The following is a 21,267-nucleotide window of genomic DNA, read 5'->3' as shown; positions in this document are numbered from 1 at the left end:
ACCTGCCCCGACCGTCGGAACTCCGAGTGCGTGGATCGAGAAGCAAAGGTTCTTGCCACTCCCCAGCATAGCCGCATCTATCGAACCCCCGTTGCCGTCGTTTTCGCAGCCGCTGACGGCCACTAATCGTTGATTTCAACCCATGAGTTCCACAGACGAGACACTTGAGAAGATTCGAACAACGGTCGAGCAGGAAACGCCGGACGACATCGAGATCGCCTCGGTGACGTTCGAAGGGCCAGAACTCGTCATCTACACGCCCGACGCACGGAAGGTCGCCAACAGGGACCGGCTCGTACCGAACCTCGCCCAGACCCTCCAGAAACGCATCAACGTCCGCCCGACGCAGGGCGCACTCGTCGACGAGCAGCGCGCCCGCGAAGAGATCTCGTCGACGATCCCGGACGCTGCGGGCGTCCAGAACCTCGACTTCGACCACGACACCGGCGAAGTGTTCATCGAAGCCGAAAAGCCCGGCCTCGTCATCGGCCGCCACGGCGAGACCCTCGACGAAATCTCGGCGTCGGTCGGCTGGACACCGGAAGTCGTCCGAACACCACCGATGGAGTCCTCGACCGTCTCGAACGTCCGGAACTTCCTCAAACAGGAACGGACCGAACGACGTGACATCCTCGAACGCGTCGGTCGCCAGATCAACCGTCCGACGACGGACGACACCGACTGGGTGCGCCTGACGACGCTCGGCTGCTGTCGCGAGGTCGGACGCGCCGCGTTCATCCTCTCGACGCCCGAGTCGCGCATCCTCATCGACTGTGGCGACAAGCCCGGCGCGGAAGGAGAGGTGCCGTACCTCCAGGCACCGGAGGCCCTCGCCGCCGGTCCACAGTCGATCGACGCGGTCGTACTCACGCACGCCCACCTCGACCACTCCGCGCTCATCCCGATCCTGTTCAAGTACGGCTACGACGGCCCGATCTACACCACTGCACCGACCCGGGACCTGATGGGGCTCCTCCAGCTCGACTACCTCGACGTCGCCGCCAAAGAGGGACGCGCACCCCCCTACGAGAGCCAGCAGGTCCGGGACGCACTCAAACACACGATTCCCGTCGAGTACGGCAACGTCACCGACATCGCGCCCGACGTGAAGCTGACGATGCACAACGCCGGACACATCCTCGGCTCCGCGGTGTCGCACTTCCACATCGGCGACGGTCACTACAACGTCGCCTTCTCCGGGGACATCCACTACCGCGATACCCGTCTCCTCGACGGCGCGGTCAACGACTTCCCGCGCGTCGAGACCCTCGTGCTCGAATCGACCTACGGCGGGAAAAACGACTACCAGACAGATCAGGCCGACTCCGAGCGCGTCCTGAAGAAAGCCATCAACGAAGCCTACGATCGAGGCGGGAAGATCCTCATTCCGGCCTTCGCCGTCGGCCGGTCACAGGAACTCATGCTCGTCCTCGAAGAGGCAATGCGAAGCGGCGACATTCCGACCATGCCCGTCCATCTCGACGGGATGATCCGCGAAGCGACGGCGATTCACACTGCCTATCCCGAGTACCTCCGCGACGACCTCCGCCAACGGATTCTCTACGAAGACGAGAATCCCTTCCTGGCCGAGCAGTTCCAGCAGGTCGACGGCGGCCAAGAGATGCGCCAAGACATCGCCGACGACGAACCCTGTATCGTCCTCACGACCTCCGGGATGGTTACTGGCGGTCCCGTGATGTCGTGGCTCCGCCTGCTCGGTAGCGACCCGGACAACATGATGATGTTCGTCGGCTACCAGGCAGAGGGTACCCTCGGCCGACAGATCCAGCGCGGACAGGACGAGATCACGCTGTCGGACGGCAGCGGGCCCCGCGCCGAACGCGTCTCGCTGAAGATGGAAGTCGAAACCGTCGACGGCTTCTCCGGCCACGCCGACCGACAGGGACTGGAGACCTTCGTCGAGACGATGCATCCCCGGCCCGAGAAAGTCATCTGCGTCCACGGCGACGAACAGTCGACGAATCAGCTGTCGTCGGCACTCTACCAGAAGTTCAACATGCGGACCTACAACCCGAAGAACCTCGAAACGTTCCGGTTCGTCTAGGCCTGCAGCGTCGCTTCGAGTTCGCCCCGCTCGGCGTACTGCTCTAGGATATCGCTACCGCCGACGAACTCCCCGTCGACGAACGTCTGTGGAATCGTCTCACGGCCGCTGTGTTCTTCCAGTGCCGCCCGATACTCGTCGAGTGATTCGAGTACGTCGACCGTCTCGAAGTCGTCGCGACACTGTCCGATCAGCGTGAGTGCCTTGTCCGAGTACCCACACTGAGGCATCATCTCTGTGCCCTTCATGAACAGGACGACCTCGTTGTTCTCGATTGCCTCGTCGACGCGCTCCGTGACCTCCTCCTGTGGCAGTCCCTCGTTCGGATTGAACGTCATACACGTGTCCTCGCTCTCCGTGCGCAAATGGCTTGTGCTAGTCCGTCTCGCCGGGCGTGTACGTCTCGATTTCGATCGCGTGAATGTCCGTCGTCATATGCCCGTCGAGGGCGTCGTACACCCGCTGGTGACGGTCGACGAGGGACTCGCCTTCGAAGGCCGGCGCGACGACCCGCGCCGCGTAGTGGTCGTCTTCCGCAGTCCCGTGCGATATCGTCACTGTCGCGTCCGCGTCGTCGATCCCAGCCTCGATGAGTCGCTCGATCTCGTCTGTGTCCATACGGCCAGCACACGGGCGAGGGGAAAAACGCTTGCTACAGCGGTCGCTCGGCACGGAGAGATCGGGCACCACCGCTCCCCGATCGATATGAAAAAAGCCCACAGCCACCACGGCTGTGGGCTCTGTAGTATGAATAGCAGGCGGCGAACCGGCTTTCCCAGGGGTTCGCACACCCCAGTACTCACCGGAACGCTGGCAGGCTTAACCGCCGTGTTCGGGATGGGTACGGGTGTTTCCCTGCCGCTATGGCCGCCTTTACGCCGAGTCACGGAATCGAACCGTGAAACTACCACTCTCGGTCTCCGCGCAATACGTGCGATCCAGTAAACGCCTGGACTCGTGCAAATCGAGTCACAGTGCAATGAGTGTGTGGCTTCGGTCGATTAGTGCTCGCGGGCTCAACGTCTCGTTGCCTCGACGCGTACACCCCGAGTCTATCTATCTCGTCTTCTACGAGTGACCTCTGCGGTATCTCTTTTCCAGGTGGGTTTCGAGCTTAGATGCATTCAGCTCTTACCCCGTGTGGCGTGGCTGCCCGGCACGTGCCCTCTCGGACAACCGGTACACCAGTGGCCACCAATCGGAGTTCCTCTCGTACTATACGATCGTTCCCGTCAGATACCTTTACACCCCCAATAGATAGCAGCCGACCTGTCTCACGACGGTCTAAACCCAGCTCACGACCTCCTTTAATAGGCGAACAACCTCACCCTTGCCCGCTGCTGCACGGGCAGGATGGAGGGAACCGACATCGAGGTAGCAAGCCACCGGGTCGATATGTGCTCTTGCCGGTGACGACTCTGTTATCCCTAGGGTAGCTTTTCTGTCGTAGATCGGCCCGCATCAAGCAGGCGCATCCGTTCGCTAGACCACGCTTTCGCGTCAGCGTCACCGTGTTGGTAGTGACACTGTCAAGCTATCTTTTGCTCTTGCGCTCTTCGCCGCGTCTCTGTCACGGCTGAGATAGCCTTAGGGCGCGCTCGATATTCTTTCGAGCGCGTACCGCCCCAGTCAAACTGCCCGGCTATTGGTGTCCTCCGCCAGGAGTGAGGGTCACAGTCACTACCGGGTAGTGTTTCATGTCTGCCTCGGTGGCCCGCTAGCGCGGGTACCTGTGTAATGGCTCCTACCTACTCTGCACAGTAGCGACCATGTCCCAGCAACAGCCTGCAGTAAAGCTCCATAGGGTCTTCGCTTCCCCTTGGGGGTCTCCAGACTCCGCACTGGAACGTACAGTTCACCGGGCCCAACGTTGGGACAGTGACGCTCTCGTTAATCCATTCATGCAAGCCGCTACTGAAGCGGCAAGGTACTACGCTACCTTAAGAGGGTCATAGTTACCCCCGCCGTTGACGGGTCCTTCGTCCTATTGTACTCAGGTGTTCAGATACCCGCACTGGGCAGGATTCAGTGACCGTACGAGTCCTTGCGGATTTGCGGTCACCTATGTTGTTACTAGACAGTCGGAGCGTCCGAGTCACTGCGACCTGCTCCTGTCAGGAGCAGGCATCCCTTATTCCGAAGGTACGGGACTAACTTGCCGAATTCCCTAACGTCGGTTGTTCCCGACAGGCCTTGGCTTTCGCCGCCACGAGCACCTGTGTCGGATCTCGGTACGGATCGTATGCTCCCTTTTCACGGGCCCCAGGTTGAACCAATTTTCACTTTCCCGCCGTTCGTCCGCTTCCTGCCATTACGGCTTCCACGGATTTGGACGGTTCGACCGGGCGAAGGCCCGGCTTGGTCGACCCCGAGGCGTCGGTTTCACTGCATATGAGCGCTGGAATATTAACCAGCTTCCCATGTCGTCCCCTTCGAATTACGGGGGGACTTAGGACCGGCTAACCCTCAGTTGACGAACAGTGCTGAGGAACCCTTGCTCGTTCGGCCGTCGGAATTCTCACCCGACTATCGCTGCTACTATGGCCAGAATTGTCGTCACCGATCGGTCCACAGGAGTTCTCACCCCTGCTTCCATCCAATCGGAGCGCCAACCTACTCGATCTCCCTTTCACGGGAGCGGCCAGGTCTCGGTGGTGGATTTGAGTCCCGATCATTTTCAGCGCCTCAAACCTCGGCCGGTAAGCTGTTACGCTATTCTTAGAGGGTAGCTGCTTCTAAGCTCACCTCCCGGCTGTCTAGGGCTTGAGACCACTTTCGATCACACTTAATCCACACTTTGGGACCTTAACCCGGCGCTGGGTTGTCTCCCTTACGGTACACAGGCTTACCCCGCATACCGGACTGCCCACGTCGACGGCGTTCGTAGGTTCGGAGTTTGACAGAAGTGTTCACTTCTCTCGAAGTGAAGCACCTCAATCGGTCGCTCTACCCCACGAACTACCTCGGCGGACGTCATGCTTCGACATGTTTTGGTTGGAACCAGCTGTTTCCGGGTTCGATGGGCCTTTCACCCCTACACGTAGGTCACGGGAGGGTATTGTAGGACACCATCCCTAACGGGCCTCCACGTGCCTTTCGGCACGCTTCACCCTGCCCACGCGTAGATCACCCGGTTTCGGGTCGTGCCCGTTTGACTCCCCGCCCTTGAAGACGGCGGCCCTCGCAATGCTGCGGCCATGTCGGTTTCCCTATGCCTTCCCCGATTATCGGGTTAGACTCGCCAAACAGGCACACTCTCTGGCTCGTTTTTCAAAACGCACGACGGAACTTCGGCTTCCTGTAAGTCCTACACACGGCTCGCGCCGCTTTCGTTTGTTACAGGACCTTTCAAGCCCCGTCGCTCGATCGCCACCTGATTTCAAGCCCTATTGCAACCCCCGTCTGAGGGTGCTTTTCAGCGTTCGCTCACGCTACTTGTTCACTATCGGTCTCGGAGAGTATTTAGCCTTGGCAGTCGATGCCTGCCGTCTTGACGAGGGATTTCCAACCCCCGCTACTCTGGAGCTACCGCACGACGTACTGATCTTCACTACGGGGTTGTCACCCTGTATCACGCTTCGTTCCAGAAGACTTCGTGAAGATGGTCGGCCGATGAAAGGTAGTCCGTACACCACATTGCCCGTGAGGGCTTCGGTTTGGGCTGTGTCGCGTTCACTCGCGGTTAGTAACGACATCGCATTGCGCTTTCTGTTCCTCTCGATACTAAGATGTTTCAATTCTCGAGGTTCCCCATTGCGCGAAGCAATTGTTAGAGGGATTCCCATTCGGAGATCCATGGTTCTTTGCCTCCGTGCGGCTCCCCATGGCTTTTCGCAGCTTGGCACGTCCGTCATCGGCTTCCGAGCCGAGCTATCCACCAGGCGGCACAGTAGCCAACGTCAAATTTGGTTGTGACTCGATGAAATTGCACGAGTCCAGTGGACGCCTGGATCGCACGTACACGCGGTGTCATCAGTACAGCCGGTGCGACCCGGTCTGTACATCGACCCTTCCTACCCGCGCTTGCACGGGGTAGTGCACTGGTCTTCGTACCAGATCCGAGCGCCGTCCCACACTTAAGGGGCACGGTTCGGAACTGCTACGAGGTACGGACCCGCTGGGAGTTGCACCCAGCCTCCCCGGAGGGGAGATCCGCCTCGGATAGGTCTTGTGAGCCCTGACGGCCCAACACGGTCTTCCGACCAGATTGTTGGTCGCACTCGACCAACGGTAACAGCAGGTGGGCCAGGCGCGTCGGCCTGATCCCGTTCAGTAGGAGGTGATCCAGCCGCAGATTCCTCTACGGCTACCTTGTTACGACTTAAGCCCCCTTGCGAAGCCCAGATTTGACCATCGCATGATGGCCTCATCCGGACCTCACTCGGGTGCTTTGACGGGCGGTGTGTGCAAGGAGCAGGGACGTATTCACCGCGCGCTTCTGACACGCGATTACTACCGAATCCAGCTTCATGTGGGCGAGTTTCAGCCCACAATCCGAACTACGACCGAGTTTGGGAGATTAGCTCTACCTCTCGGTATCGCGACCCATTGTCTCGACCATTGTAGCCCGCGTGTTGCCCAGTCCATTCGGGGCATACTGACCTACCGTTGCCCGTTCCTTCCTCCGACTTAGCGTCGGCGGTCTCCGTAGTGTACCCGACTACCTCGAGGTATCGCTGGCAACTACGGATGCGGGTCTCGCTCGTTACCTGACTTAACAGGATGCCTCACGGTACGAGCTGACGGCGGCCATGCACCTCCTCTCAGCAACTCGGGTAAGCTCGTCAAGCTGACCGTCGTTATTGCTGTCGGGACTGGTGAGATGTCCGGCGTTGAGTCCAATTAAACCGCAGGCTCCTCCGGTTGTGGTGCTCCCCCGCCAATTCCTTTAAGTTTCATCCTTGCGGACGTACTTCCCAGGCGGCTCGTTTATCGTCTTCACTTCGGCTCACCGTGCACTCGTAGTGCACGGCAGACCTAACGAGCATCGTTTACGGCCAGGACTACCCGGGTATCTAATCCGGTTCGAGACCCTGGCTTTCGTCCCTCACTGTCGGGTCCGGCTTCTCAGCGTGCTTTCGCCATTGGTGGTCCGTCCAGGATTACAGGATTTCACTCCTACCCCGGACGTACCCGCTGAGTCTTCCGGCCCCAAGCCGTGTAGTTTCCACCGGAAGCCGACGTGTTGAGCACGTCGATTTCCCGATAGACTTTCACGGCAAGCTACGGACGCTTTAGGCCCAATAACAGCGGCCATCACTCGGACTGCCGGTATTACCGCGGCGGCTGGCACCGGTCTTGCCCAGTCCTTATTCGTCGACCACCTTACGGTCGAGAAAAGCGAGGGCTATATGCCCTCGCACTCGGAGTCCCCCTATCGCACTGTCGTGCAGTGTAAAGGTTTCGCGCCTGCTGCGCCCCGTAGGGCCCGGTATCTTGTCTCAGATACCGTCTCCGGGTTCTGGCTGTCACCACCCGTACCGATTACTGGCACGGTGGGCCGTTACCCCACCGTCTACCTAATCGGCCGCAGCCACATCCTATAGCGCCGGAACGTTTCTCGCATTCGGCAGTTCAAGCGTGAATGCGATATCCACGATTAGCCTCAGTTTCCCGAGGTTATCATGGTCTATAGGGTAGTTTGGCCACGTGTTACTGAGCTATACGCCACGGGTCTAAACCCGTGCGACTAGCATGGCTAAATCGGACTCCGATAGCAATGGCCTCCGGCAGGATCAACCGGAATGTGCTGACATAGTCAGCGGCGGAAAGGTATCACTCCGTCGGAAGCAAACGCTGGGGTATCCCTCCCCAGCTACATCGTGTTGGGTCCGTCAGGGCTCACATCAGATCTCATCTTGACGGCGGACCGCAGGGGTGAGATCCTCATCCTTCGCGAGAGGGCCACTCGCCGCGGAGCGGCGAGGTGGGCACACTCTCACTCTTCGTGGCCGACAAACCACGGCGGTTTGCCGCCCCGGCCTTGCCGGGCGACCCGGCGCGACCTTCGTATTACACCCGATGGGAGGGGTACATATAAATCGCACGTCTCGAAGCCGCCCTGTGATGGCAGCACACGGCTCACGTGTGGTGGTCCGCGCCGTCGTGTGAACTGACCGAGGGGATATAAGCGAGACAGAGGGGACGGACGGAATCGACGTTGGAAGTCCCTGAACGACGACGACTCCACAACGGGCACACAGCAACCACAGTGACAGCGGACAGGCAGACGATCGACCCGACACGGGCAGCGAGCTATCTGCGTGGGATGTCTCGCCCACCGGGTAGCGAGTACCGTGTGACGATGACGGCCAACAGTGTGAGTCTTGCAGCGGAGGCGACGACCACAGTGAATCGCCAGCGAACACAAACAGGAGGACCATCCCACGTTTCCGGAAGGCCGTCGAAGACGCATCTGTATCACCCCGATTATTCGCTTATGGGGGATGTTCTATAGACGTTTTTCCCATTTTGCACAGAGTGTCGAGGTGTTTCTAGATGTATTCCCCGGTATTGGGCGCGTAAGCCTACATGTACACCCGCATTTCCCATAGTGTCCCTATACTGTCGCCTACTCTACTATATCCTCGCTATTCGGTGAAGAGTTCACGATTGGCCTAGCATTCGAAGTGTAGCTGTGGCAGTATCCGACACGACAGCCACGAGAGGACGCGGCGAAACGTAACGCCGATACCCGCGTTATTTCACCGTAGTGGACGGTCGGTGTGGAAGGCGGAAGCAATTTACATAACCCGGGAGCGCGTTGGAACCACGTATGAACAGACAGCGGCGAAGCAAAGTCGAACGATTGCTGGACGAGTACGGGCTGGGTGGCCTGGGAGACGAACTCGTCGCCAGTTGGACGGCCGACGGCGACGATCGGAAGAGCCTCCGCCAGCTCGCGACCGAGTTCAACGTCGCGCTGGTCGACGCGCGACTGGAGAGTGAAGGTATCACGCACTTCGACAGCGACGGGAAGGCGATCTACGAGGCCCTGGCGAACGACGACGCCGAGACGGACCGTGCAACCATCGAGACGCGGCTCGAACGGGAAGGAGTCGACGTCGAGCAGCTACAGAGCGACTTCGTCACGTACCAGGCGATCAGATCCTACGTCAAAGACGTCCGGGACGCGGAGTACGAGACGCCAAGCGACGAAGAGCACATCGAGAAGCAAAAGACGACGATCCAGCGTCTCGTCAGTCGGGCGACGTCGGTCACCGAAGAGAAGCTGACGCGGCTGCGCGACACCGGCCGGATATCGCTCGGCGACTTCCGGCTCATCATCGACTTTCAGGTGTACTGTCGGGACTGCGAGACACAGAGGACCGTGGCGTCGTTGCTCGACGAGGGCGGTTGTGAGTGTGAAAGCGAGGAGAGCTGACCCGTCAGTCGCAGCAGTCACGTTGGAGGCCGTCGAAAGCCACCAGCGGTCGTTACGCGCCGATATCGGTGATTCGGTGGTGGTCGATCTCCAGAGCGTCTGCGTCTTCGGGCAGCAGTGCGACGACGAGGTAGTCGACGTACGACTCGAAGTACTCGACGAGTGCAGCGATACGCTCGGAGTCGATCGGTTCGAGTGCGTCCATGATCATCACCGGCACGTCCTCGTGAACGTCGTGGACCAGGTAGCCGGCCAGGGCGAACACCAGTCCAGTCACCTCCCGCTCGGAGTCGCTGAGGTGGTCGACGGTGTCTTCGTAGGCGACGCCGCTGTCGCTGCTACGGATGACGTGGAGTTCGAAGGTCCGTTCGGTGGTCTTGCGTCGTCCCTTTCTGACCTCCTCCTCGACGATCTCGATCCAGATCCGTTCGATGTTGTCGTAGTCGAGGATGCCGAGGAGCTGTTCCATGTGGTCGTTGAACTGCTCGACGGCGTCGGCCTCGATCTGGTCGATGCGAGTGCGGAGGTCCGTCAGTTCTTCCTGGAGTTGCTCGCGCTGTGCGCGCAGGTCGTCTGCCTCGGCGACGCGGGACTCGATGTCCTCGATCTCGCTCTCGACTTCGTCGCGTTCTGTCTCCAGTCGCCCGAGTTCGTACTCCATGTCGTTGGCGGTCCGGTGGAGTTCCAGGACCTCGTCGTAGCTGCCGGATTCGAGGTCCTCGACGCGCGCTTCGAGGTCTTCGACCTCGTCAGTGAGTTCGTCTTTGCGTTCGGTCAGTCGTTCGAGCGCGCTGTCAGTGGATTCGATATCGTTCTCCACGCGCGCGAGGCGGCGCTGTGCCTGATCGCGTTCGCGTTGCTGGGACTCGTAGGACTTCTTCTGGCGCTTGTACTCGTCGAGTTCCGACTCGATGTCGTCGATCGTGTCGAGTTTCTCGCGGCGCACGTCACGGAGGTTGGCGACGGTGTCCTCGATCTGGTCGATCTCGACCTCCGAGCCACAGGTCCAACAGACCGTCTCCTGGCGCTGGTCGAGTAGTTGGTCGGTGACGGTGGCACCGTCCCCGCCGTCGGTCGCGATGTCGACGGCCGGGTGACTTCCGCTCGTCGCCTCGTCGATCATCTTCTCGTTGAACTGGATCGTCTTCTGGAGTTCGCTGATTTCGGCGTCGAGTTGCTGCTTCCGGGAGCGAAGGTCGTCGACGTGGCTCTCGATGTTGGCCAGTTCGTCTTCGGGAACGTCGGCCAGTTCGTCGATCTCGGTTTCGAGCTCGTTTCGCTCCTCCTTGAGCGAGGAGTGGCGCTTGCGCTTTGCCTCGATCTCGTAGCGAACGTCTTCGAGTGTCGATCGAACGTCTCGAAGCTCTTCCAGCGCCGCTTCGAGTTCGTCGCGTTCCTCGCGCTGATTTTCGACGGAGGCGTCGGCCTCTTCGATATCCGCTTCGAGTGACTCCAGCTCCGAACGCTTCGCCTCGACCTCCTCTTGCAGCTCGCGCTTTCGCTCTTCGAGGTCGGGAAGTCGCTGCTTGAGCGAGTCGATCTCGTCCAGTTGCTCGTCGATTTGATCACGTTCGCGCTGACAACGCTCGATCTCGGACTGGATCGCTTCGGTGTCGACCGGTCGCATGATGAGTTCCCGCAGATCGACGGTCGACTGGACGGCACGCCTGGCCTCGTTGGACTTCAACAGGAAGGCAAAGAGATCCGCGACGGCAGAGTCGTCGAGGTAGGGGGTGCCGTCCGAGCGGACGGTCGCACCCGTTCGTTCGAACGTTCGTTCGTACGTCGTCCCGTCGATTTCGAGACTTACCGACCCTTCGTCTGCGTCGCCTTTGAGCGAGACCTGATCGCTACCGAGCGCGGCCATCACCGATCGGAGAAACGATGTCTTGTTCGAGGCGTTCGGGCTCGCGAGGACGGTTACGCCGGGCGGTATCTCTGCTGTCGTGTGCTCGATGCCGCCGATATTCTCGACGGTCAGCGTTCCGGAGTCCATGTGGCAGCCCACGGCGCGCTCCTATTTGTAGATTCTGGTATGACAGATGTAAGGACTGTCGCCGTCGGGGAGAAACTCTTTCGAAACTGACTGGTCGCTGTCCGGGAGCCGGCACAGGTGTTCACGAGGAGGAAATAACGGTGGTACCAGTGATAGCACTATCGAGGTCGAGCGGGGAAATCGCGGGTCGGAAACGGTGTACTGAGAGTGATACGTTCGGGAGGACGCACGGCGACGACTGGCCGGAAGCACAAGCTCACCGAGAACGTATACGGCTGCGTACACTTGCTCGGAACGAGAAACGAACCACCAGTTTGAGATGCAGTATCGAAATTGAGTAGTCGTCTCTCGCTGATATGCTCGAATCCGTGGCCCGGATCGTGCGACGTCGGACTGACCTCCGGTACACGTCGAGATTGCGCGGGCGTGTCCGGAGCGAGACGACCCCACGACCGAACAGTTCGATTTCACGTGCGGCCGCGAGACAGGCACAGAGCAGGGGTACCGGCGTCGGCGGTCGCATCGTCACCTGCAAGACGATCACGTAGCGCACGGCACCAGCCCTCTCGATCGGCGACACGACACCAGAAAAGTATTGATGATGGCGGCTGTTGTGTTCGATATATTTCCAGACGAAACTGGAGGTCGGATACGTCGCGGCGGCCGGTCGAACGTCACACCCTGTTGATGGTATGGGCCACCAGTTTACATTTCTTCACTTGAAATTCGGGAATTAATTTGCCAAGTGACGCGACACCTCACCGGTCCGATCCCGGCAAGAGCCCCCGGAGCCGAGGACCGACCGGTGCGGGCAACGCACCGGTGACCGACCGGAGTTCGTCGACGGTCACCGCACCGAACGCCACGGCGACGATCGTGTAGACGACTGCACCGACGACCGGGACCACCGCGAGAGAGAGGTAGTCGCCGACGAGAACGGCGTCGACGGCGTAGATGACGGGTGCGGCGACGACCACGGTCCCGACCAGCGACGGGAGCCGGAGATCGTCCAGCGGTCGATACCCCAGATACCGCGCACAGGCGACGTGGAAGGCGAACATCGAACCGTAGCCGACGCTGGTGGCGGCCGCAGCGCCGATCATCCCGTAGGCCGGAATCAGCGCCGCGTTGAGGACGACGTTGATGCCGGCAGCCCCACCCGTGGCGACGATCGGGATTCGGAGGCGACCGCTCCCCTGGTTGATGGCGTACAGCGGGCGGGCCAGCGCGAAGCCGATCGTCCCGGGCAACAGGACGAGCAGCGGCCCGACGGTGTCGGTGAACTCGGGACCGAAGTACAGCGGAATCGCCGCGTCGGCCAGGACGAACAGACCGATCGCCATCAGCGACACGAGCAGCCAGACGTAGCGCGTGATTCGGGAAGCGATGTCGGTGAGACGCTCGAACTGACGCTCGGCCCACAGTCGGGAACTGGAGTGCAAGAGCAGCGTCTGGAGAGAGAGCGGAACGAACCAGACGTACTCTGCGATCGCCAGGGCGGCCCTGTACTGTCCCGTCTGTCCGCCGTCGGTCAGGAGCCGCATCATCACCACGTCGACGTGGAACAGCGACAGCAAGAGGAGCACGAGGACGATGTTGAGCCCGTTGAACGAGAGTAGTTCTCTGGTGGGGAAGTCGTCCGGGGGCCCACGGAGGATGGCAGACACCGACAGTCGGCGGGCGATCACCGCGAGACCGACGACGGCGAGCAGCGTCGCACCGGCGATGTTCGAGATGAGGAACGCATCGACGCCGAACCCGAGGGCGGCCAGCCCGAGTCCGAGTCCGACCCAGGTGAGCTTCGTCGCGACCCGCAGGGGCTCGGAGTAGCGCTCCAGACCGAGCCCCATCAGCGTCCGGCGCGTGAACGCCCGGAGCTGTGCAGCGACGACCAGCACCGCCAGCAACGCGAAGTAGTAGGAGAACGGAGCACCGAGCAGGCGATCCGGCAACCCGCTCGCGCTGGCCGCGCCGACGACGACGGCACCGACCGCCCCGAGTCCGAGGGTCAGTCGGAGGTAGAAGCCGACGACGTGTTCGTGCCAGCGGTCGTCCGGGCGCTCTTCGGCGACGAACTTCTGGACGCCTTCCGTGACACCGGAGCTGACGAGGATCATGTAGAGGCTGAACGAGGAGATGAGGAAGGCGTAGTCTCCGTACCCGGTCGTCCCCAGTTCCCGGACGACGATCGGTAAGGAGACGATACTGATCACCGAAGTCGCCAGCTTGGCACTGAACAGTGCGCTGAACGCCTCGGTTAGCGACCGATCCACGAACCTCCCCCCAGCGTGGCCGCGTCGGTCATCGAATCCCTCCGACAGCTCTGGTAGTCCGCTCGGTCGGCGTCGCGACCAGCTCGACCTGTCCGACCGGATAGGCAGACGGCGGCGGGTGCGGGCCGAGGAAGCCGACGAGTGCGCCCGCCCAGACGGGAGCGAGCGATATCGACTTGTTTTCGACCCAGGTCCGTCCCTTGAGTCGGAGACAGACGCCGATCAGCGCCGCCGTCAGACAGCACCACGACAGGAGTCCAGCCGGACCCAGCGAACCGGTGGCGAGGATTCCGAGCGCCGTCCAGCCGGCCATCGCCGCGTAGAGTCGAGAGTAGTGACACACGCGCGCAACCATCCGCGGGGATCGAGACCACTTGCGCAGGACCTGTCCGCGGCCGAAGTAGTAGCCGCTGCGCCACCGGCGACGCAGCTCTGGCAGCCCGTCGCCGAAGGGGTGGGTTGCGGCGACGATCGGGAGCCGCACCAGGTGGTACCCCGCGTTCCTGAGACGGAAGCCGAGCTCCACGTCTTCGAGGGCCTGCAGGTGCGGGTCGAAGCCGCCGACCGACGCCAGGATCGACCGGTCGTACAGTACGACGCCACGCAGCGTGTCGACGCGGCGTTCGGTCCGTCCGGAGGCGTCGTTGAGACAGCCGTCGACCCCGGCGACCGCGGGCTCGGACCGGAGCCGCACTGCGGCGGCCGCGACCCACGAGGGCTCGACGATCATGTCGCCGTCGACGAACAGCACGGCGTCGGCCGACGTGACCCGTGTCCCGACGTATCGACCGGCACCGGGCGTCCGATCCACAGACGCGGGGAGACGATAGACGCGGACCGGATAGTCGGCGGCCAGTGCGACGGTCTCGTCGGTCGAGCGCGAATCGACGAGGACGACTTCGGTCCGTTCGAACTGGCGACACGCCTCGAAGATCGCTTCGAGACACGCCTCGATACGATCGGCCTCGTTGTAGGTCACGACGACCACGGAGAGGGCCGAAACGGACGCTGTGTCGCTGCTGTACCCGCTCGCGGCCTGCCCTCGGCAACTCATACACCGATCACCATTCCTTGTCCCGACGGACCGCTGGCCCGTCCATTGTTATGGCCGGGCTACCGAACGCTCTCGTCTCGATACCGGCCCGATGAACGGTCGTTCACCCGGTAAGGCCGGGACGGTCCGCCGCAAGAGGATGGTACGCGACTCGCATTCGGGCAGAAGCGCCGGGACTCCCGCTCGGAGAAATCCCGCCATATCGGCGACAGTGGCGGGTTATCTCGAACCAGTTCTGTGAACGGTCGAACCCGTTTATGTCGGCCGGTACGACCCAACAAGAAGAACACGATGTCAGAGACACCGTACAGTGAGTGGTGGTCGAATCACAGCGAGCGCGTCGAAGCGAGCGACGACGTTCGCATCGACGTGTTCGTGCGGTCGCTGGGGGCACCGACGCCCTCCCAGACGGCGCAGTCGGCCGTTCTCGAACGCCTCGACGGACTGGAGGAGCGAGAGAGGATCGATCGGTTCACCGTCCAGGTGTGGGGCGATCGTCTCTACACGGGGGAACGCTGTTCCCAGTCGCCGGTCGGGCGGTACCTGCACAACAAGATCGAGGAGTTCGAACACTGGGCAGACGGCTATCCCGAGGTCGAACTCCCCTTCGAACAGACGCACTGTGAATCGTTCGTCACCGACGAGACGTTCGACTGCATCACGCTCCCACGGATCTGTCTGGCGACGTACGTCGACGGCGAACTCGCGGGGGTCGTCCCGAGCCAGTTCGAGGAAGTCGACATGACGGTCCACTCGTATCTGACTGGATTGGCCGAACTCGCGAGCGATCCCCTCGCCGCCACGGAGCGGGGGGAAGTGAAGACTGCGGGCAGTCTCTGAGCAGCCCGGCGGGTCCGTCGGAGGCAACTGACAGCCGTCGCATAACAAAGGTGGCGAGCGGGGTAGCGGGTGTGTATGTCAAGACCGCCCTTCGGACGCGCAGTCGACCGACAGCGACGCCCACGTCTCGCCACGGAGGATGGCCGCTGATGTGTGGGATCACCGCCTGCGTGGGATGTGACGAGGCAGTCTCGACGCTGCTCTCGGGACTGGACAACCTCGAATATCGGGGGTACGACTCCGCCGGGATCGCCGTGCCGGACGGTGCGTCCCTGGAGGTCGTCAAGCGCTCCGGCGAGGTCGCCGAGCTGGCCCGGCGTGTCCGTCGTGACCGCCCCGGCGGGACGGTCGGGATCGGCCACACCCGCTGGAGCACCCACGGCGAACCGAGCGACGAGAACGCCCACCCACACACCGACTGCACGGACAGCGTCGCCGTCGTCCACAACGGGATCGTCGAGAACTACGCGTCGTTGCGCGATCAGCTCCGGGCGAGTGGCCACGTCCTCGAGAGCGAGACAGACACCGAAGTGGTGCCACACCTCGTCGAGGAGTACCTGGCCGCGGGCGCAGCGCCGGTCGACGCGCTCCGGGCGACGCTGGGCGACATCGACGGGAGCTACGCGATCGCGATGGTCGTCGCCGACAGCGATCGGGTCTACGCCGCCCGGAACGGCTCGCCGCTGGTTCTGGGTCTGGGCGAGGACGCGAACTACCTCGCCAGCGACGTGCCCGCGTTCATCGAACGCACCGACAGCGTGGTCTACCTCGACGACGGCGACATCGTCGCGGTCGGACCGAACCACTACGAGGTGACCGGCGCGGACGGTCGCGTCCGCGATCGACCTGTCCGTACCGTCGAGTGGACCGCCGAGGACGCCGAGAAGGGGCGCTACGACCACTACATGCACAAGGAGATCCACGAGCAGCCACGGGCTCTAGAGCAGACCCTCCAGGGGCGACTCGGCGACGGCGTCGCGCTCGACGACCTCGCGGACGACACTCTCGACGGCGTCGAACGCGTGGCCTTCGTCGCCTGTGGAACCTCCTACCACGCGTCGCTGTACGGGGCGCGGCTGCTGACCGAGCGTGGCGTCCCCGCGAGCGCACACCTGGCCAGCGAGTACGTCACGGCACCGCCACCGGCGCGGCCGGGAACGACCGTCGTCGGCGTGACCCAGAGCGGGGAGACGGCCGACACCCTGGCGGCGCTGCGGGAGGCACACTCACAGGACCAGCCCACGCTTGCGGTCACGAACACGGTCGGTTCCACGGCCGCCAGAGAGTGCGACGACGCGCTGTTCATCCGGGCCGGTCCCGAGATCGGCGTCGCGGCCACCAAGACCTTCTCCTCGCAGGTCGCGACGCTGGCGTTGCTGGCCGAGCAACTGGCCGCTCGCGAGGGGACCGAGCGGGGCCGCCCCTTCCGACGCGCGCTCGCGGCCCTGCCCGATGCCGTCCGCACGGTCGTCGAGTCGGACGACGTTCGGTCCGTGGCTCGGCAGTTTCGAGACAGCGACGCGTACTTCTTCGTCGGTCGCGGGACCGGCCACCCGGTCGCACTGGAGGGGGCGCTCAAGCTCAAAGAGATCACCTACGAACACGCCGAGGGCTTCGCCGCCGGCGAACTCAAACACGGTCCGCTCGCACTCGTGACCGATCAGACGCCCGTGTTCGCGATCGACACGGGGCGCAACACCGAGAAGGTCGCCAGCAACGCCGAGGAAATTCGATCACGCGGCGGGCCGATCGTCGCGGTGGGCCCGGCCGACAGCCCGCTGGCCGACCGAGCGGACGCCCACTTGCCGGTGCCCGACACCGATCCGGCACTGACGGGCGTGCTCGCGAACGTGCAGCTCCAGTTGCTTGCCTACCACGTCGCCGCGGGCCTCGACCGCCCGATCGACAAGCCCCGGAACCTCGCCAAGAGCGTGACCGTCGAGTAGACGGACGGCTGTAGCGATGTCCCGGTGAGCGTCGAACGGGGGAGACACTCACCGCGAAGCGACGGACGACGTTCCGTGCGAGGGCTCGGTTACAGCTTCGTGCCGAGGTCACAGCAGGCGTCCGGTTCGGCGACGATGAACGCCTCGTCACGGAGCATCGACTCCTCGATCGGGAGGAACACCTGCTTGTCGTCGCGAGCGTTGGGCACGACCTCCCAGTCGACCAGTTCGTACCCCAGATCGCTGTGCAGGTCCGGATCGACCGGACGGCCCTCCCAGGGCGTCCCCGCGAACGTCGCGGCGGCGTCCGCGAGCGGGTCACCGTCGGTGTTGTCCGTCTCGTTCGTCATCCTCTGGTCCTCCATCGGCGTCGTTCGTACGGTCGGCGATCACTTCGTGACGCTGTTCGCCACCGCGGGGTGGCGGGATCGTTCACGGACGGACAGCCGACAGTAGCAGACGCACTGTCCACGCCGCGGAGGGCCAGATAGGTGGGTGTCGGAGCCATCAACACCTGGTAATCCGTACATACCGACAAAACCGTTCCGTCGAAGTGGACTGACTTGCCTACCAGTCGGTGGCGGCGTGGTTGCGTCTTCCGAAGCGACACCGAAAGGAGGGGTTACCGACGCTCCCGAACGGTAGGGCTCAGTTATCGGCGACGATAGCCAGCTCGTCGTTGTGCCTGCGGTCGAGCGCGACGCCGGCCACGAGAGCCACGGTCGCGACGAGGAGGACCACCGACGAGAGAGCGAGTAAGCCGCTGTTACCCGCCAGCAACGCGAACAGGACGCCCGCCAAGCCGGGGACGGAAAGCGCGATCCCGCCCAGATAGCCGGCCGGGATCGCCGGGCCGACGTCGCTGGCGTATCGGCGGAGCCGCCAGAAGAAGTTCCGAGCCAGCATACCGGAGACGCGAGGCACGTACGTCCGGAGGTCGATGTGGCTGGTCTCGTCGCCGTACTCGGCGGGCATCGGCACGTCGGCGACCCGGCAGTCTGCGACGTTGAGCTTGACCAGCAGGTCGTTGCAGTAGCCGTAGAACTCGTACATCTCGTCGACCCCGCTGCGTTCGAGCGCCGCCGTGGAGGCGGCGGTGTACCCGTTCTGCGGGTCGCCGATCCCCCAGTACCCCGACGCGAGTCGCGTCAGCGCCGAGAGCATGCGGTTGCCCGCCTGCCGGAAGGTCGGCATCGACGAACGGTCCGACGACGAACACAGCCGATTCCCCTTCGCGTAGGCGGCTCGGCCGTCGGCCACCGGCGCGACGATGTCGGGCAGCAGGTCCGGGTCCATCTGCCCGTCGCCACCCATCACGGCGACGATGTCCGTGCCGTCCCGGATCGCAGCGAGGTAGCCGGTCTTGATCGCGCCACCGACGCCGCGATTTTGCTCGTGGCGAATCGGGACGATCGTCTGTGCCGCCTCGCCGCCGTCGGCGCGTGCCCGCGACCGAGAGCGTTCGCGGGCGGGTACGTGTGACTGGATGACCGACCAGGTGTCGTCGGTCGAGCAGTCGTCGACGACGTACGCCCGGTCGACACAGTCCGGGAGGGTGTCGATGACTTCGCCGACGTGTGCTTGCTCGTTGTATGCCGGTACGACGACGCTGAGAGAGTGTCCGTTGAACATGTCTGCTGAAAGTCCGTGCAGCAATCGGTACCACTCTCTTCCCGAGGGGACGGGTTTGTTATGGATGTGCTACGACGAGGAAGGAGGATCGGCCGGGGTGGCCGCGTCGACGAGCCGGTCGATGCCCGAGCGGAGATCGACCGTCGGCTCGTAGCCGAGTCGTTCGCGTGCGCGGGAGATGTCCGCCTCGCTGTCGCTGATGTCGCCCGGCCGCTCGTCGGTGTGTGTGATCGGGGAGTCGCTGTCCGTCGCCGACCGGATCAGCTCGGCGAGTTCCGCGATCGAGACCGACGAGCCGGTGCCGACGTTGTAGGCCACGCCGACCTCGTCGGTGGTCGCGGCCCGGAGGTTCGCCTGGACCACGTCGTCGACGTGGACGAAGTCGCGGGTCTGCTCGCCGGTGCCGTGGACCGTGATCGGCTCGCCGTTTCGAGCTTGTTCGAGGAAAACGTCGACCACGGCACTGTAGGGGTTAGGGCCAGTCCGCGGTCCGTAGATGTTGAAGTACCGCAGCGGGACGACCGGGAGATCGTACTGCTGGGCGAACACGCGGGCGTAGTGATCGACTGCGAGCTTGTCGACGCCGTACGGCGAGGTCGGTTCGAGGGGGTGATCCTCCCCGATCGGGACCGACTCGGGCTCGCCGTAGATCGCGGCGCTGGAGGCGAGGACGACCCGGGTGTCGTACTGGCGAGCGTAATCGAGCAACTGGACGGTCGCGCCGGTGTTGACGTGGTTGCTCCGGGGCGGATCCCGCAGCGAGGCCGGGACGCCGACGACGGCCGCCTCGTGGAAGACGACGTCTGCCGCCTCGATCTCCTGTTTGAGCTTGCGCTGGTCGCGTACGTCGCCGTGGACGAAGGTCACGTCGTCGGGAACGCGGTCGCGTTCGCCCGTCGAGAGGTCGTCGAGGACGGTCACGTCGTTGTCCGGGGCGAGCGTCTGGACGAGCTGGCCGCCGACGAAGCCGGCACCGCCCGTGACCAGCACCGATCTGTCGCTGAGGTTGGGTTCAGACATGGAAAGGAACTCCACTCGTGTCGGGTTTGTTATGCCCGCCCTATAGTGTTTGCTGAGTTAAACGCCGTCGGGGGAGTGGCCCGCCGTCGGCGGATCCGTGCGGCCGACTCGGGCGGCGACCTCGCCCATCGTCTCGATCGCGAGGTCGGCGCGACGCTCGTCGAGGTAGTCGAAGATCGCTCGCATGCGTGCGATTTCCGGGCGACCGACGAGGTTGTTCGGGTGCAGCCACATGTGGAAGACGCCGTCCCGACTGGCCGCGGCGTCGATCCCGCGTCGAGCGTACTGGACGATCGGGTCCTCGAACACCGTCGTCAGGAGTCGCCGGGGTCGGCCCTCGAACGAAAAGAGGTACAGCGACGCGGGGATGTCGACCAGCCCGTGCTCGTCGACGGTGGGTGTGACGAGCCGTGGCTCGGGTTCGCCGACGGTCGCTTCGCGGAGTTTGTTCAGCGGCGTCCGTTCCTCCGGAGCGACACCGCGATAGCAGTCGAAGTCGTACTCGGCGAGCAGGTCGCGGTGGCCCACGCTGTTGCGCGGAAAGACGAACGAGCGAAGCGAGTAGTCGGTCGCGCTGGTCGCGTCGAGACACGCCTCGATCTCGGCGCGAGCGGTCGCGGCCGTCGTGTCGTCCGCTCCGAAGAGGACGTGTGAGAACGTGTGGCAACCGATCTCGTGGCCGACCGGGTCCGCCGCCACGTCGGCGACGAGGTGGGGGCCGTACCGCAGGCTCGGACGGTCAGCCCAGCGGTCGCGTTCACACCGGAACCACTCCGGGCCGCGAGGGTGGTTCTCGTGGCGGCCGTCGCAGTCGGTGAGCAACAGGTGGCCGACGACCGCCCACGTCGCGGGGATCTCGTACTCCGAGCAGAGCCCGGCGAGTCGCTTCCAGCCGACGCGGGCGGCCGCCAGTCGCTCCGAGTAGTTCGCCACGTCGTGAAAGCCCCAGCCGAGTTCCGCGTCGACGGAGATCACGACCGAGCCCATCCGCTCACCTCCGTGCGGGCCGCTCTCGGTGGGCCGGAACCGACGCACTGGCAGAACAGTATCATAGTCG

Annotated in this window: 13 protein-coding genes and 3 rRNA genes; 4 read left to right on the top strand and 12 right to left on the bottom strand. The window is 63.2% G+C overall.

The window, feature by feature from the left end; genetic code table 11:
* The first annotated feature begins 142 nt into the window (after nucleotides 1-142).
* Nucleotides 143-2,065, top strand: coding sequence for a beta-CASP ribonuclease aCPSF1 (locus AC5FRZ_RS07360; protein ID WP_493564265.1), 1,923 nt, complete (start codon nucleotides 143-145; stop codon nucleotides 2,063-2,065).
* Here AC5FRZ_RS07360 and AC5FRZ_RS07355 read toward each other — a convergent pair.
* The 5 genes from AC5FRZ_RS07355 to AC5FRZ_RS07335 form a co-directional block, all read right to left on the bottom strand.
* Nucleotides 2,062-2,403: a glutaredoxin family protein gene (locus AC5FRZ_RS07355; RefSeq protein WP_372479139.1), complete on the bottom strand. Its 342-nt coding sequence runs from the start codon at nucleotides 2,401-2,403 to the stop codon at nucleotides 2,062-2,064. The two genes, AC5FRZ_RS07360 and AC5FRZ_RS07355, sit on opposite strands and share 4 nt — an antisense overlap.
* 37 nt (nucleotides 2,404-2,440) lie before the next feature.
* Nucleotides 2,441-2,683: a BolA family protein gene (locus AC5FRZ_RS07350; protein ID WP_170094056.1), complete on the bottom strand. Its 243-nt coding sequence runs from the start codon at nucleotides 2,681-2,683 to the stop codon at nucleotides 2,441-2,443.
* Between the two features lie 135 nt (nucleotides 2,684-2,818).
* Nucleotides 2,819-2,940 (bottom strand): 5S ribosomal RNA (gene rrf / locus AC5FRZ_RS07345).
* A gap of 107 nt (nucleotides 2,941-3,047) precedes the next feature.
* Nucleotides 3,048-5,967, bottom strand: a 23S ribosomal RNA gene (locus tag AC5FRZ_RS07340).
* Nucleotides 5,968-6,339: 372 nt separating this feature from the next.
* Nucleotides 6,340-7,811: ribosomal RNA gene (locus AC5FRZ_RS07335) — 16S ribosomal RNA — on the bottom strand.
* The 16S, 23S and 5S rRNA genes sit together here, the layout of an rRNA operon.
* Before the next feature lie 1,029 nt (nucleotides 7,812-8,840).
* On the opposite strand from AC5FRZ_RS07335, the gene rdfA reads away from it, so the two are divergent.
* On the top strand, nucleotides 8,841-9,449 hold the full coding sequence (gene rdfA / locus AC5FRZ_RS07330) for a rod-determining factor RdfA (protein ID WP_170094055.1): 609 nt from the start codon (nucleotides 8,841-8,843) through the stop codon (nucleotides 9,447-9,449).
* 52 nt (nucleotides 9,450-9,501) lie between these two features.
* Here the strand turns inward: rdfA and AC5FRZ_RS07325 are convergent, their stop codons facing one another.
* The 3 genes from AC5FRZ_RS07325 to AC5FRZ_RS07315 all read right to left on the bottom strand — a co-directional run bounded on the left by AC5FRZ_RS07325 (nucleotide 9,502) and on the right by AC5FRZ_RS07315 (nucleotide 14,772).
* On the bottom strand, nucleotides 9,502-11,445 hold the full coding sequence (locus AC5FRZ_RS07325) for an archaea-specific SMC-related protein (protein WP_372479142.1): 1,944 nt from the start codon (nucleotides 11,443-11,445) through the stop codon (nucleotides 9,502-9,504).
* Nucleotides 11,446-12,203: 758 nt separating this feature from the next.
* Nucleotides 12,204-13,718, bottom strand: coding sequence for an oligosaccharide flippase family protein (locus AC5FRZ_RS07320; RefSeq protein ID WP_493564264.1), 1,515 nt, complete (start codon nucleotides 13,716-13,718; stop codon nucleotides 12,204-12,206).
* 28 nt (nucleotides 13,719-13,746) lie between these two features.
* Entirely contained in the window at nucleotides 13,747-14,772 is a 1,026-nt protein-coding gene (locus tag AC5FRZ_RS07315) for a glycosyltransferase family 2 protein (protein ID WP_493564263.1), read from the bottom strand.
* Between the two features lie 291 nt (nucleotides 14,773-15,063).
* On the opposite strand from AC5FRZ_RS07315, the gene AC5FRZ_RS07310 reads away from it, so the two are divergent.
* Both AC5FRZ_RS07310 and glmS read left to right on the top strand, forming a co-directional pair.
* Nucleotides 15,064-15,612 carry an HTH domain-containing protein gene (locus tag AC5FRZ_RS07310; RefSeq protein ID WP_493564262.1) on the top strand — a complete coding sequence of 183 codons (549 nt, stop codon included), beginning with the start codon at nucleotides 15,064-15,066 and terminating at the stop codon, nucleotides 15,610-15,612.
* Nucleotides 15,613-15,761: 149 nt separating this feature from the next.
* Complete coding sequence (gene glmS, locus AC5FRZ_RS07305) at nucleotides 15,762-17,558, top strand: glutamine--fructose-6-phosphate transaminase (isomerizing) (RefSeq protein ID WP_493564261.1); 1,797 nt, start codon at nucleotides 15,762-15,764, stop codon at nucleotides 17,556-17,558.
* Nucleotides 17,559-17,647: 89 nt separating this feature from the next.
* On the opposite strand, the gene AC5FRZ_RS07300 is transcribed toward glmS, so the two are convergent.
* From AC5FRZ_RS07300 to AC5FRZ_RS07285, 4 genes are all read right to left on the bottom strand, one after another.
* Entirely contained in the window at nucleotides 17,648-17,908 is a 261-nt protein-coding gene (locus tag AC5FRZ_RS07300; protein ID WP_244257307.1) for a hypothetical protein, read from the bottom strand.
* Between the two features lie 298 nt (nucleotides 17,909-18,206).
* Nucleotides 18,207-19,190: a glycosyltransferase family 2 protein gene (locus AC5FRZ_RS07295; protein WP_493564260.1), complete on the bottom strand. Its 984-nt coding sequence runs from the start codon at nucleotides 19,188-19,190 to the stop codon at nucleotides 18,207-18,209.
* Nucleotides 19,191-19,259: 69 nt separating this feature from the next.
* The gene (locus AC5FRZ_RS07290) at nucleotides 19,260-20,210 is read right to left on the bottom strand and encodes an NAD-dependent epimerase/dehydratase family protein (protein WP_493564259.1); all 951 of its coding nucleotides are present in this window, start codon (nucleotides 20,208-20,210) and stop codon (nucleotides 19,260-19,262) included.
* A 57-nt stretch (nucleotides 20,211-20,267) separates the two neighbouring features.
* Nucleotides 20,268-21,197, bottom strand: coding sequence for a polysaccharide deacetylase family protein (locus tag AC5FRZ_RS07285; protein WP_170094048.1), 930 nt, complete (start codon nucleotides 21,195-21,197; stop codon nucleotides 20,268-20,270).
* Nucleotides 21,198-21,267 lie beyond the last annotated feature (70 nt).

Source organism: Halomicrobium sp. HArcht1-1 (assembly GCF_058933285.1).
The sequence above is the reverse complement of the archived record's forward strand: the minus strand, read 5'-3'. Positions and strand labels throughout refer to the sequence as shown.